This window comes from Bradyrhizobium sp. CB3481, assembly GCF_029714305.1.
Lineage (GTDB): Bacteria > Pseudomonadota > Alphaproteobacteria > Rhizobiales > Xanthobacteraceae > Bradyrhizobium.
The window spans coordinates 3479708-3492951 of record NZ_CP121647.1 but is presented as its reverse complement, the minus strand read 5'-3'; the positions used below and the strand labels follow the sequence as shown (position 1 = coordinate 3492951).

Sequence of the window (13244 nt, the reverse complement as noted above, 5' to 3'; positions counted from 1 at the left end):
GCCGAAGCGAACGCTTCACGCCGCGGCCTCAACGGCGCCCTCTCCCGCTCCCAGCAGCGCGCGGACTTCCTCAGCCGGACGCGCCGCACTGAACAGATAACCCTGCATCTGGGTGCAGCCGAGATTCTGTACGGTCTCGCGCTGCTGCGTCGTCTCGACGCCCTCTGCCGTCGTGACCATGTGGCGATCGGCGGCGATGCTGACCACTGCGCGGATGATCGAGGCCGACGAGGAGTTGCGCGTCACTTCCTTGACGAAGGAGCGATCGATCTTGATCTTGTCGAACGGAAAACGCTGCAGATATTGCAGCGACGAATAGCCGGTGCCGAAATCGTCGAGCGCGATGTGAATGCCGAGCGCGCGGAGCTGGTTCAGCGTCGCCAGCGCCGCATCGTCGTCGGCGATCAGCACGGCTTCGGTGATCTCCAGCTCGAGCCGGCGCGGATCGAGCCCGCTCTCGGTGAGCGCGGCGGCCACCTTCAGCGACAGCGTGTCGGAACGGAACTGGACCGGCGAGACGTTGACGGCGATGCGGACATGCGCTGGCCACTTTGCTGCCTCGGCACAGGCGGTGCGCAGCACAAACTGCCCGATCTCCTCGATCAGGCCGGTCTCCTCGGCGACCGGCACGAAATCGGCTGGCGAGACCATGCCGCGCAGCGGATGGCGCCAGCGCAAAAGCGCCTCGCAGCCGGTGACGCGGTCGCTGCCGAGATCGACCTGCGGCTGATAGTGCAATTCGAAACCACCATGCGCCAGGGCTTCGCGCAGATCGGCCTCCAGCTCGCGGCGGTGATTGGCCTCCTGCTCCATCTCGGGGTCGAAGAAGCGATAGGTCCTGCGCCCCGCTGCCTTCGCCGCATACATCGCAAGGTCAGCGTTCTTCAGCAGGTCGAGCAGATCCGAGCCGTCGCGCGGAGCGATCGCGATGCCGATGCTGGCGTCGCTGGAGAGCTGATGGCCGTCGCAATCGAACGGCGTGCGCAGCGCAGAATAGATCCGCGTCACCAGCACATGCACGTCTTCAGCGCTATCAACCCCGTTCTGAAGGATGGCGAATTCATCGCCGCCGAGGCGCGCGATGAAGTCGTCGGGGCCGACCGACTGCCGCAGCCGCTCCGCCACGCCTTTGAGGAACTCGTCGCCGATCAGATGGCCCAGCGTGTCGTTGATCCGCTTGAACTCGTCGACGTCGATATAGAGGATCGCAAACTGCCGCCCCTCGGTTTCCAGCAACAAGCCTTCGGCGTGACGCTGGAACAGGGTCCGGTTCGGCAAATTGGTCAGCGCGTCGTAATGGGCAAGATGCTCGATCCTCGCCTGATCGCGCCGCCCCTCGGTGACGTCCTCTAGCGTGGTGGCCCAGCCGCCGTCCGGCGACCGCTTGAAGATCAGGCGGATCGTGCGCCCGTCGGGCGTCGAGGTCACGGTGTCCTGAACCAGGCTGCCATCGGGATCGAGAAAGCGCGCGCAATAGGCGTCGACATCGCCGACGAAAGAGCCACGTTCCTGGCGATGGCGGATCAGGTCGCGCAGATCGCAACCCGGTTTGACGACGTCGGGCGACAGGTTGAACATGTCGATATAGCGGCGGTTGCAGATCACCAGGCGGCCGGTGGAATCGAACAGCAGCAAGCCCTGCGTCATGTTGTTGATCGCGGCGTCGAGGTGCTGGCTCTTCTCGGAAAGCTTCGCCTGCGCGGCGGCATGCTGGCGGCGGAGCTGGCGCACGATCAGGAAGACCATGACGATCACGACGACGATCGCCAGCGTCGCGGCGAAGAACTGCAGCCTGGTCTGCGCCCGCCAGTCGGCAAGCGCCGTCGCTGTCCGTGTGGTCGCGACGATCAGGATCGGAAAATGCTTGAGGGATTTGACCGCGCCGACCTTGTCCTCCGACAGCCTCGCGCTAGTGAAGCGTCCGGAGAGATTGCCGTCGACCGCCAGTGCGCGTTCAAACGCCTCGGTGCCGGCAACATTGAAGCCGATCAGGCTGTCGTCCTTGGGGTAGCGGGCGATGATGGTGCCGCTCCGGTGAATCATCGAGATCGCCGTATCGCTGCCCAACTCCAGCGATCCGACAAACGCATCAAAATGCGAAGGCTCGACGCCGCGGCTGGCGAAACCGATGATCTCGCCGTTGCGGCCGGCGATCTTGCGCGCGAACAGCGTAGTCCAGTTCTTCGTTACCTTGCTGACCACTGGCTCGACGATTACATCGGGCATCGGCCGACCCGACCGGAAATCCTTGAAATACTGGCGGTCCGAAATGCTCACGTCGGGCACCGGCCACATTTCCGAGGAATTGATCAGCCACCCCTTGGCGTTCCACAGGTTAAGCGCACCGACATGCGGCAGCGTTGCGAGTTTTGCGCGCAGCATCTCGTGCGCACTCAAGCTTGACATTCGCTGTTCGAATTCGTCGGCCGTATCTATGCCGTCGGCATACATGCCGGCGACGACGTCCTCGTGCACGTGCTGGAGATCGCTCAGCTGCTGGTCGAAATGCCGCGACAATAGCAGCGCTGTATTGTTGAGCCCGCGCTCGGCAACTTCCAGGGCCCGTTCGCGGTACTGCATCGCGAAATAGAAGGTGCCGAGCATGATCGCGAGCACCAGCGTCCCCGCGCTCAGGATCAGCCATTGGATGGCCCCGAGCCGAGCCCGCCACGGCATGCCGGCACGGCTCTGCGCGGCGACGTCTAGCGATGAACGTTTTAGCATTTTCGCTGCCCCCACAGGCGCTTCTTGTAGGGAGCACAACCCAAGAGGGCGTTAGCAAAGCCAGTTATCGAAAGGTAAAGGCGGCCTGAGAATCAGGCGGGTTCAGCCACCTCAGCTTCCTTGAGACTGCATTCGATCAGCGCGCCGCCGATCGTGAACTCCGAGAACAGCGAGCCAGGCGCCGAAGCCCGCAGCGCCGCAAAGAACTGCGCATCCCCGGGGCTCTTCAGGAAGAAGCGGATATGGCTTGCGCTCATCGTGTCCCGCGACAGCCAGACGATGCCGGAGAACAGCGCGACCATCATCTGGGCATATTGCGAGGCGTCCGCGATCCCCAGCTCGTAGATCGGCGACACCACGATGAAGCGCGCGCGCAGGATCGGGTTGGGAAACTTGCTCATCATCAGGCGGCTGACCTGGCAGGCCGCATGGACCCGCTCGCCGTCGGAAAGGCAATGAAGGTTGGGATTGTCGCCGTCCTTGGTCAGGGCGTCGTAGGCTCCGAAGATTCCCGTCGAAAATGTCGAAAAGTCTTCGCCGACGCTTTCAGCGTCCTTCTTCCATTGGCCCTTGATCGCTCGCCAGGACCTGTCCGGCTCTTTCATCGGCAGAAGGCGCATGACTAACCAGAGGTTAATGCAAATATTGATGCCGGTATTTTACGGGCAGCCGCTAAACGTTTGCTTACGTTGCGGTGATCAGTGCAAATATTTGTTCGGTCACGTAAAATTACTACCTCGGCGGGCGTTTTACCAAAGCGCTTCGTTCCAGTTTCGGCATTGACGCAGGCATTTCCCGAACTCCGGAACCACCCCGTTGCAGGAACGATCGGCCGCACTTTGGGTTTTTCCCGCATCGGCGTTTCCTCCCCCGCAACGTCGAACTAGAGCCCCGCGAAAAATCCCATCGACGGGGTTGGCGGGGCTCCTTTTGTCTGGACAGGCGACAAGGCGGACGATGGCGTTGTTTCGCATACGGCCGACCCGAGCCGACATCGAGATCGCGGAGCGGATTGCCGATCATGCCAGCCCGCAGGTCGAACAGCTCTCGAAGATTCTGACCTGGGGCGCCGACGAGCATGTCGTTTGCGCGCTCGCAATCGCCTGGTGGCTGTACTGCAGGCGAAACAGCGAGCAGGCCCGCACCAGCAGCAATCATATCCTGCTCACGACGGTCGCGGTAACGCTCCTGCCGCATCTGCTCAAATCGATCTTTGACCAGAAACGGCCCGACCGCGTGATGATCCGCGGCCATCTGCACGGCGTGCCCTTCTCGGGAAAGCCGGACGACGCCTTCCCGTCGGGCCATGCGATCCATGTCGGCGCGATGGCTTCAGCGGCGACCGTGCTGCCTTCAGGCAAACGCAATCTGGTCTGGTCACTTGGGGCCGGTTTGGTTTTGACACGGATCGTGCTTTTGGCGCACTGGACCACCGACGTGATCGCGGGCCTTGCAATCGGCGCCGCGGTCGAGCGTCTGCTGCGGCACTGGACCGGTTTCGGATTGGCCCGCCGCGAAGCGCCGAAATGATCCGAGAAAGATCGCAAGCCCCAGCGGTGCGCGACGCAGGGCCACATCCCGTTTCACCCGCTTCCAAGATCAATCAGTGCGATGCCTAGCTCCGCCCTCCTCCTTCGTCGTAGCGTTGACGGAACTTCGGTCAGAATCACCTCCAGCGTGGGCCTCACCGTGCCTGCCAGCAGGTGGCCGCCGCGGGTCGAGCCGTCGGCAAGCCCGAGCACGATATGGACATGAAGGCTGGACTTACCGTCATCGCCGACGGCGACGTCTCCGATCGCGCTCAGAACCTCGCACTGTTCGTTGACCTCGATCTTGCGATAGCTCTTCGAAGCAACATCAAACCAACCGACGGTCGCCCGCTTGAAAGCGCCAATCGCGGTCAGAGAGGCCGCGGAAATGTTCGCTTCGTTGACGAAGCGGCTCAGCGCACCGAACGCTTCCTCGCCGGTATCCAAAACCACGACATGGACCTGGGCCTCCTCATCGGCGCCGACGCGTTTGCTTTTCATCGGAAACCTCGCATGCGATCAGCCGCCGCGGCGTTTTGGCGCCGGCCTTCCATCCCCTCAATGGACGCTGCGCGACATCGTTCCCGACCGGTCCGGCCCAAGCCACCCAGGAACCCGGCAATGACAGGATTGTTGATGGGCGGAGGACCCCAATGGATATCGACAGCCGGTTGAAGACTGCCCTGGATGAATCAAGGCTCCTGATCCTTGGCGCCCAAGTTCTGTTCGGATTCCAGTTCGAAGCCGTGTTTCAGGAACGCTTTCCGGAGATTTCCGCAGAGAGCCAGCTCATTCATAACGCAGGGCTCGTGCTGATGCTGATCAGCATCAGCCTTCTGATCGCCCCTTCGCTGTTTCACCAGATCATTTTCCGCGGCGAGAGCCGGCGGGCCGCAATCGATGCCGCGACGCTGCTGGCAGGCGCCAGTTTATTGCCGCTGACGGTCGGGCTCGGGATATCCGCCTTTGTGATCTTCGAGCATTTGTTCGGCCGTCCCCTGGGAGTCGCGATCGGCACTTCCTTCACAGTGGTCGGTCTCGCGCTACTTTACGGACTAGGCTTTGCGCTGAAACGGGATCGGAAAAAGCCCATGCAGGAAACTTCGAAAGCGACGCCGCTGAAGACCAAGATCGAGCAGATGCTGACGGAAGCGCGCGTCATAATCCCAGGCGGTCAGGCCTTGCTCGGCTTCCAGCTCGTCGCGACCCTGACGAAGGCGTTCAACGAACTGCCCGCACTCTTCAAGTACATTCACTGCGCCGGACTGTGCGCCGTCGCGCTGGCCGTCGTCCTGCTGATGACGCCCGCCGCGGTCCACCGCCTCGGCTTCCAGGGCGAGGACGATTCCGAGTTTTTCAAGATCGGCTCGCGCCTCGTCATCGCCGCCTCGATCCCGCTCGCCATTGGCATCTCCTCCGACGTTGCCGTGGTGTTCTTCAAGACGACGGAAAGCACAAGCGTTGCCTTGAGCGCCGGCGTGGCTGCGTTGGTAGCGCTGCTCGGATTCTGGCTGGCGTATCCGGTCTGGCACCGGGTACGATCCGAGCGGCAGCCAGCCTAACGCCCAATCGATCCGACGGGAACGATGGTTGCATGTTCAGCGCATGAAACCGGAACTGAAACCTCACATCCGTTTGAAAAGCTGCCACCACGATATCGGAACGGCCGCTATCGCTATTTGTTGGCCTCACGTCACTGCAAACGGAGGCACATGATGAACTTGAAGTTCCTGACCGCAGCCGCAGTTCTTTCCACGGCGCTCGCGGCGCCGGCGCTGGCGCAGGACTCTCACGGAAGGTCCGACGCCATCCGTAACACGCAAACCCAGCAACGGGTCTATCATCATTACAACAGCGGATTCTGGCCGGCTGACGTAGCCGCCGGCGTTGTCGGCGGCGCGGTCGGCACGGCCGGCGCGATCGCGACCGCACCGTTTAGAAACGACGTCTACGCCTATAATGACGGCTATTACGGACGTCGTTATTACGGCGGCTACAACAGCGGCTTCGTCTGTCAGCCCGGCACGACGTTCATGGGCGACGACGGCCGACGCCACATCTGTCAGTAACGAGAACGCACATGATACTCGAGAGGCGGCCGTCGGCCGCCTCTTTTCTTTTGTGCGATTTGTTTTGTGGGGGTCAGACCGTCCCCTGGTCGGTCGCTGATCCCGTACGCCCAGAGGCAGTTTCCCCGTTCTTGCCCTTCTTTCCCGGTGGATCGCTGCCTTTGTCCACCCGGCTCACTCGCTGGGCGCGTTCCTTGTCTTTGGGCTGCTCTTGTCCGCGCTCGTCGCGGATGATGCCTTGATCGTGGTGATCACCGCCCGGCTCGGTCGCCAGACGTTGCTGCTCCTTCGCTTCTTCCACCAGCAGCTGATCCCCGAGCATTTGCCCGATGATCTGTTTGGCCTGAGCCTCGGCCTTCTGTTGGAACTTGCTCATGACGGCCTCCTTCCAACCAAGAACGGCGTCAGGCAGCAATGTTTCCGTTGGCATGGCCAAAGCCGCCCCTCTCCACCCTTGAGGCCGGTTCCGCACAATGTAACAATCCTGTCGCAGAGCGAAATTAGACGGGAGCGACGGCGGACCGCCGACAACCGCTTTCCTCGAGGGGGAGAATTTATGCGCCGCACAATCATACTGCTGACCGCCGGCCTAGTTGCGCTGACCGCAAGCGCCGCCTCGGCGCAAAACGCCACCCCGCGCAACCTGATCCTGTTCGTGCCGGACGGCCTGCGCGGACGCATCGTGACGCCGCAGACGGCCCCCGCCATGGCGGAGTTGCGCGACAAGGGCGTCAATTTCCAGAACTCGCATTCGTTGTTTCCGACCTTCACCATGGCCAATGGCTCGGCGATGGCCAGCGGCCATTACCTCGGCGATACCGGCACCTTCAGCAACACGATCTATACCGCCCGCCCGATTGCCCATTCCAACAACACCGTCACCCCGTTCCTCGAAGTCAATCCCGTCCTGCTCGAGGTCGACGAGCATTTCGGCGGCGACTATCTGAACGAAGAGACGCTGCTGAAGATGGCGCGCGAAAAGGGTTTTAGCACCGCGGCCATCGGCAAGCATGGTCCGACCTTCATCTTCGACCATACCGACAAGGTCGGCACCGCCGGCCTGCATTCGGTCATCATCGACGATGCCACCGGCGGCAAGAACGGCGTGCCGCTGTCGGATGAAATGAAGGAAGCGCTGACCAAGGCGGGCCTGCCGCACGAGACGCCCTCGCGCGGCGAGAATGCCAAGGCCGGCGACGCCAAGACGCCCGGCACGACCAGCGCCAATGTCGCGCAGCAGGCCTACATGGCCGACGTCGCCGCCAAAGTCGTGCTGCCGATGTTCAAGGCGCGCAACAAGCCGTTCGTGCTGGTGTTCTGGTCGCGCGACCCCGACGGCAGCCAGCACAATACCGGCGACAGCCTCAACACCATCACGCCCGGCATCAACGGGCCGACCTCGATGGCCGGCATCAAGAACGCCGACAATAACCTCGCCCAGATCCGCAAGGCGCTGGACGAGCTCGGGCTTGCCGCGTCGACCAATATCATCGTCTCCTCCGATCACGGTTTTTCGACGATCTCAAAAGAGAGCAAGACCAGTCCCGCGGCAAAAATCTCCTATGAGGATACGCCGAAGGATTTCCTCCCCATGGGCTTTGTCGCCATTGATCTGGCCAAGGCGCTCGACCTGCCGCTGTTCGATCCCAACGATAAAAACGCCCACGTCGCCGATAACGCGCATCCCCGTGCCGGCAACGGTTTGCTCGGTAAGGATCCCACCAAGCCCGATGTCGTGGTCGCGACCAATGGCGGCTCGGATTTGATCTATATCCCCGGCAAGGACCGCAAGCTTGCAGATCGCGTCATCAAGGCGCTGCTGGCGCAGGATTACGTCAGCGGCATCTTCGTCGACGACGAGTTCGGCAGTTTCCCGGGCACGCTGCCGATGTCGCAGCTCGGCCTGAAGGGCAAGGCGGTGGTGCCGCACCCGTCGATCGTGGTCAATTTCCGCTCCTGGTCGTCGGGCTGCGACGTGCCCACCAATTGCTCGGTTCACATTGCGGACACCGTGCTGCGCCAGGGCCAGGGCATGCATGGCAGCTTCAGCCGCGGCGACACCTTGAACTTCACGGCGGCGATCGGGCCCGACTTCAAAGCGGGCTACATCGATCCCCTCCCCGTCAGCAATGCCGACGTCGGCGCCACCGCGGCGAAGCTGTTAGGCCTCACGCAAAAGGCCAAAGGCAAGCTGCTCGGCCGCGTCATGACCGAAGCGATGCCGAACGGCGTTACGCCAAAAGCCTCCTCCGGCACCGTGAGTTCGAAGCCGGCGGCGAACGGCCTCCGCACCGTGCTGAACTTCCAGCGTATCGGTTCGCAGCGCTATTTCGATGCCGCAGGTTTTCCGGGCCGCACATTGGGGCTGGAAGCGGGCGACGGCAAGCAGAAGACAGCGGGGAAATAGCGCGGGGCCGCTAGCCCGGATGAGTGCAGCGAAATCCGGTCGAACTGCATCCCCGCATATCGCGACGCTCATACGGACTACACTGCGAAGTCGTGGATGGACAAAGGGCGTCACCATCTCGCGAGAAGGCGGCCTCACATTCAGCTGTCATCGTCCGCGAAAGCGGACGATCCAGTATTCCAGAGACAGCATTGATTGAATCGAGAAGCCGCGGCGTACTGGATCCTCCGCCTGCGCGGAGGATGACAGCTCGGATGGATAGCGCAGCGAAACCCATCATCTCACCGCGTGGGGATTGATTGGTATCGCTGCGCTCCAGCCATCCTACGAAATAAAAACGGCGAGGCCCTGCCCCGCCGTCCTGAAATCGATGATCGCCGGATGAACTTACAGCATTCCCATATCCAGCATGCCCGGCAGTTGCGCGAGCGGCAGCGCAGCGACGCCGATCAGGGTTGCCACCAGCGCGGCAAGGCGCTGGTTGCTGTGGCGCTTGCCGCGCATCTGGCTGGCAATCCACTCCAGCACCTTGGTGTCGACATTGGCCGCCTTGGTCGGCGCCCAGCTCTCGATATCGGTATCCGGCGACAGCGCGACCGTGCGCGGCGGCACCGGCAGCCCGGACTCGGAAGCCGCATGATGGGCAACTGCCTTGGCCAGAAGATCGTCGAAACGGCCGTCGTCGGTGCGCTCGGCAGCGGCGTCGCTGATCTCGAACAGCACTTCGATCTCGGCGCGGCTGAGCGGCTCGTGCACGACCGCGCTCGCGGTCAGGATGCGCGCGCACCAGGCGGCGTCATCGGCATCGAGTGCGCGGGAAAAATGGATGCGGCCCTTGGTGGTAGGGCCTTCGCCAGTGATCACGCCGTCGCGCACGATGGTGAGCGCATGGGCAGCGGTCTGGCAGCAGGAGGGTTGCAGGGCGCTGGTGATTTCAGCGGTAGTCGGGGCAGACATAATTGCACTTCTCAATTTCTAATTTCAGTCCAGAATTTCCATACCGGGCATGAACGAGCGGTTAACGATTCAAATCCCGCATGCCGAGATTGTTAGATGGTTGCCAATTGGTCGCTGTGAGGTCGGTCACGGTTCAGGCCAATGCACCCCGCCTGCAAAGCGGCCCGGCGTGATGGGGGCGATAAAAGGCAATATCGGGGCAGCGACGGCAAAAAGCTGGAACGGTGATGAAAAGATCGCGATCAGGCCGTAGGTTATCGCCAAAGCCTGGCAACCTCCCTCGAATGCAGGAGCGGAGCGGTTCGTTTCATCGCAGAGGCGCGGTCCAAAAGAAGATGCTAGGAGTTCCGGGCTCGCGGAGAAGGATCTCACCTTTTACGCTAACCGGTTCACTTAACCGCTTCACGCTCCTATACTGTCAAAGACAAATTCTTCTGTAACTAGAACAAGATGAGGTCACATCATGGCACTCCAGATTGGCGCAACTGCCCCCGATTTCGAAGCCGAGACCACGGAAGGCAAAATCAAGTTCCACGACTGGATCGGCAATAGCTGGGCGCTGCTGTTCTCGCACCCGAAGGATTTCACCCCGGTTTGCACCACTGAGCTCGGCGCTCTCGCGAAGTTGAAGCCGGAATTCGACAAGCGCGGCGTCAAGCTGATGGGGCTTAGCGTCGATCCGGTCGATCGGCATTCGAAGTGGTCCGAAGACATCAAGGAGACGCAGGGCGCGGCGCCGAACTATCCGATGATCGGGGACACCGATTTCAATGTCTCCAAGCTCTACGACATGCTGCCGGCCTCGACCTCGGGCGATCCGCTGACGCGCACGCCCGCCGACAACCAGACCGTCCGCAACGTCTTCGTCATCGGACCGGACAAGAAGATCAAGCTGGTGCTGGTCTATCCGATGACCACCGGCCGCAATTTCGCGGAAATCCTGCGGGCGATCGACTCGCTGCAGATGACCGCCAAGCACCGTGTCGCGACGCCGGCCGACTGGAAACAGGGCGAGGACGTCATTATCGCGGGCTCGGTATCCGACGACGAGGCGAAGACGATCTATCCGCAAGGCTGGAAATCGCCGAAGCCGTACATCCGGATCGTGCCGCAGCCGAAGTGACGGTTGCGATTGCAGAGCAATCGCAACCGTCATCCCGGGATGGTGCGCTAGCACCAGACCCGGGATCTCGAGGTTCCGGGTTCGATGCTTACGCATCGCCCCGGAACGACAGCCTAGGTCTTGGCGCCCACCCAATCCGCCACCAATAATCCGGCGGTCGACGCGATCGCCGTTACCGCCGCTCCCCACGCGACATCGACGACCGCTACCTTCCAGCTCCAGTGCTTGAGCAGCGCCAGTGCCGTAAAGTCGAACGTCGCGTAGCAAAACAAGCCGAACAGCGCGCCATAGAGCAGCGTCGATGGCCACGAGGCCCCTGCTCCGCCGCTGACGAAGATCACGGTACCCGCCACATAGAGCAGATAGAACAGAACCGCCGGCACGGGCCTGATCTCGCCCAGCATATTGCCGACCTCTGAGGTGAAGAAGTCCTTGGCGATGACGCCAAGGAACAGAAAATCGAGCGGCACGATGACGAGCAGCGTCACCAGATAGAGCGCGGCGTATCGGTTCACGGAAAGCCTCCGGCCCGTCAGCGAGGGCAAACATTCGCAAGTATAGGCAAACTACGAATGCGGAAGCTTCAGGTTTCAGCGGCGGCGGTGCGCCGCCGCGGCTCAGGCGGCGCGGACGCGGTCGAGGAATTTATCGACCTCGGCCTTCAGATGCAGACTCTCGCTCGACAGATTCTGCGCCGATGCAAACATCTGGCTCGACGTCTCGCCGGTCTCCTCGGCGCCCTGCGCTGCGTTGCGGATGTTGGCCGCGACATCGGCCGTGCCGCTGGCGGCCGCGCGAACGCTCTGGGCAATGTTCTGGGTCGCGCCGCGCTGCTGCTCCACCGCCGCCGAAATCGAGGTGGCGATATCGCTGATGCGCTCGATGGTCTGGCCGATCGCCTTGATGGCGCTGACCGACTCTTCAGTCGCCAGCTGCATGCTGCCGATCTGGCTGGAAATCTCCTCGGTCGCCTTCGCGGTCTGGCCGGCGAGACTCTTGACCTCCTGCGCCACCACGGCAAAGCCGCGGCCGGCATCGCCCGCCCGCGCCGCTTCGATGGTGGCGTTGAGGGCCAGGAGGTTGGTCTGCTCGGCAATCGAGGTGATCAGCTTCACCACGTCACCGATCCGGGCGCCGGCTTCTGACAATTCGTTGATGCGCTGGTCGGTGGCCGCCGCCTGCTTGACGGCGTCAGCGGCGATACCATTCGATTCCTGCACGCGGCGGGTGATTTCGGCGATCGAGCTGGAAAGCTCGTCGGAAGCCGTTGCCGCGGTGCGGACGTGCTCGGAGGCCGTCTCGGACGCGCCGGCCGACTTGCCCGACAGGCTCGCGGTGGTGCGCGCGGTTTCGGTGAGCTGGCGTGCGACGCGCTCGAATTCGCCGGAGGCGTTCATCACCTTGTCGATGATGCTGCCGACGCTGGTTTGGAACTCTTCGACGAAGCCGCGCAGTTCGCCCTTGCGCTGCTCGGCCGAGGCCACAGCAGCCGCAGTCTGTTCCTCGCGCATGCGCCGGCGCTCGAGCGAGTTGCTCCTGAAGATCACGAGACTGCGCGCAATTTCGCCGATCTCGTCCGTCCGGTCATCGCTGGCGATCTCGACATCGGCCTTGCCATTTGCGATCGCAGTGAGCGAAGCCGTGACCGAGGTCAGCGGCTTGGTCACGCGACGGACGAGCAGCAGGGTCAGCAGCATCACCACTAACGCGGCGATGCCGGCGGCGATCGCCATGTTCTGGATGGCGTGCGAGAGCATGGTCTCGTAGTGCGCCATCGGAATACCGACATAGAGAAGGCCGATCACCTTGCCGGCCGAATTCATGATCGGATAATAGGCCGTCATGAAGGTCTTGCCGAACAGCGTCGCCGGGCCCCGATAGGCCTCGCCCCGGCGCACCACCGCCTGCCCGGGATGGTCGGGCGCGAGCTGGGTGCCGACGGCGCGGTCGCCGTTCTCCTTCTTCACATTGGTGGTGCGGCGAACAAACTGATTGCTCGCCTCGTCATAAACGAACAGCGTGGCGTTGCCGCCGGTATAGCCCACGGCGCGGTCGACGATCGCGTGGTCCTTGAATTCGGGCATCTTGGAAATTTCGGCGCGGGCGACGGCCCCGTCCTTGATCGTGATCTTGGCGTCGCTGTAGGTCTCGGCGAACGCCAGACCCAGCGTACGGAGGTTGATCTCGATGTCGCGGAGCGCCCGGTCGCCGAACTCAGAGGTCAGCGACCAATGGGCCGCTCCCACCACCAGCGCGGTATTTACCGCAATCAGGAGAATGGCGGAGATCACAGCCTTGGTGCCGAGCCGCAGCTTGAGTGCCGGCAGAAACTTGGAACGCGTGGTCATAATGAGAAATCCCCCAAAACCGGGCCCAATCTGCCTCGTTTTGCTTACGATCGCCTTAATGGCCACAACTCAGGGAAACTACTGACA

At 62.4% G+C, this 13244-nt stretch carries 14 protein-coding genes; 5 read left to right on the top strand and 9 right to left on the bottom strand.

Annotation, left to right across the window (positions count from 1 at the left end):
• Positions 1-15 precede the first annotated feature (15 nt).
• The 3 genes from QA643_RS16890 to QA643_RS16880 form a co-directional block, all read right to left on the bottom strand.
• Positions 16-2724 (bottom strand): EAL domain-containing protein, encoded by a 2709-nt coding sequence (locus QA643_RS16890; RefSeq protein WP_283034226.1) that lies wholly within the window; start codon positions 2722-2724, stop codon positions 16-18.
• Between the two features lie 92 nt (positions 2725-2816).
• Positions 2817-3344: a hypothetical protein gene (locus QA643_RS16885; protein ID WP_283034225.1), complete on the bottom strand. Its 528-nt coding sequence runs from the start codon at positions 3342-3344 to the stop codon at positions 2817-2819.
• Positions 3345-3346: 2 nt separating this feature from the next.
• Positions 3347-3580, bottom strand: coding sequence for a hypothetical protein (locus QA643_RS16880; protein ID WP_283034224.1), 234 nt, complete (start codon positions 3578-3580; stop codon positions 3347-3349).
• A 101-nt stretch (positions 3581-3681) separates the two neighbouring features.
• Between QA643_RS16880 and QA643_RS16875 the strand changes: the two genes are divergently transcribed.
• Positions 3682-4254, top strand: coding sequence for a phosphatase PAP2 family protein (locus QA643_RS16875; RefSeq protein ID WP_283034223.1), 573 nt, complete (start codon positions 3682-3684; stop codon positions 4252-4254).
• Between the two features lie 53 nt (positions 4255-4307).
• On the opposite strand, the gene QA643_RS16870 is transcribed toward QA643_RS16875, so the two are convergent.
• Entirely contained in the window at positions 4308-4754 is a 447-nt protein-coding gene (locus QA643_RS16870; RefSeq protein ID WP_283034222.1) for a PPC domain-containing DNA-binding protein, read from the bottom strand.
• Positions 4755-4906: 152 nt separating this feature from the next.
• Here QA643_RS16870 and QA643_RS16865 point away from each other — a divergent pair, with 152 nt between their 5' ends.
• Positions 4907-5815, top strand: coding sequence for a DUF6328 family protein (locus tag QA643_RS16865; protein ID WP_283034221.1), 909 nt, complete (start codon positions 4907-4909; stop codon positions 5813-5815).
• A gap of 150 nt (positions 5816-5965) precedes the next feature.
• A complete protein-coding gene (locus QA643_RS16860) occupies positions 5966-6322 on the top strand; it encodes a hypothetical protein (RefSeq protein WP_283034220.1) in 357 nt (118 codons plus the stop codon).
• Between the two features lie 73 nt (positions 6323-6395).
• Here the strand turns inward: QA643_RS16860 and QA643_RS16855 are convergent, their stop codons facing one another.
• On the bottom strand, positions 6396-6698 hold the full coding sequence (locus tag QA643_RS16855) for a hypothetical protein (protein WP_283034219.1): 303 nt from the start codon (positions 6696-6698) through the stop codon (positions 6396-6398).
• A 180-nt stretch (positions 6699-6878) separates the two neighbouring features.
• On the opposite strand from QA643_RS16855, the gene QA643_RS16850 reads away from it, so the two are divergent.
• Positions 6879-8729 carry an alkaline phosphatase family protein gene (locus tag QA643_RS16850; protein ID WP_283034218.1) on the top strand — a complete coding sequence of 617 codons (1851 nt, stop codon included), beginning with the start codon at positions 6879-6881 and terminating at the stop codon, positions 8727-8729.
• Between the two features lie 387 nt (positions 8730-9116).
• Here the strand turns inward: QA643_RS16850 and QA643_RS16845 are convergent, their stop codons facing one another.
• Entirely contained in the window at positions 9117-9686 is a 570-nt protein-coding gene (locus QA643_RS16845; RefSeq protein WP_283034217.1) for a hypothetical protein, read from the bottom strand.
• 126 nt (positions 9687-9812) lie between these two features.
• The gene (locus QA643_RS16840) at positions 9813-9950 is read right to left on the bottom strand and encodes a hypothetical protein (RefSeq protein WP_283034216.1); all 138 of its coding nucleotides are present in this window, start codon (positions 9948-9950) and stop codon (positions 9813-9815) included.
• 199 nt (positions 9951-10149) lie between these two features.
• Between QA643_RS16840 and QA643_RS16835 the strand changes: the two genes are divergently transcribed.
• Positions 10150-10809, top strand: a complete 660-nt coding sequence (locus tag QA643_RS16835) for a peroxiredoxin (protein WP_283034215.1) — start codon at positions 10150-10152, stop codon at positions 10807-10809.
• A 113-nt stretch (positions 10810-10922) separates the two neighbouring features.
• Here the strand turns inward: QA643_RS16835 and QA643_RS16830 are convergent, their stop codons facing one another.
• Positions 10923-11324, bottom strand: a complete 402-nt coding sequence (locus QA643_RS16830) for a DUF2177 family protein (protein ID WP_283034214.1) — start codon at positions 11322-11324, stop codon at positions 10923-10925.
• A gap of 102 nt (positions 11325-11426) precedes the next feature.
• Positions 11427-13157, bottom strand: a complete 1731-nt coding sequence (locus tag QA643_RS16825) for a Cache 3/Cache 2 fusion domain-containing protein (protein ID WP_283034213.1) — start codon at positions 13155-13157, stop codon at positions 11427-11429.
• Positions 13158-13244: the final 87 nt, after the last annotated feature.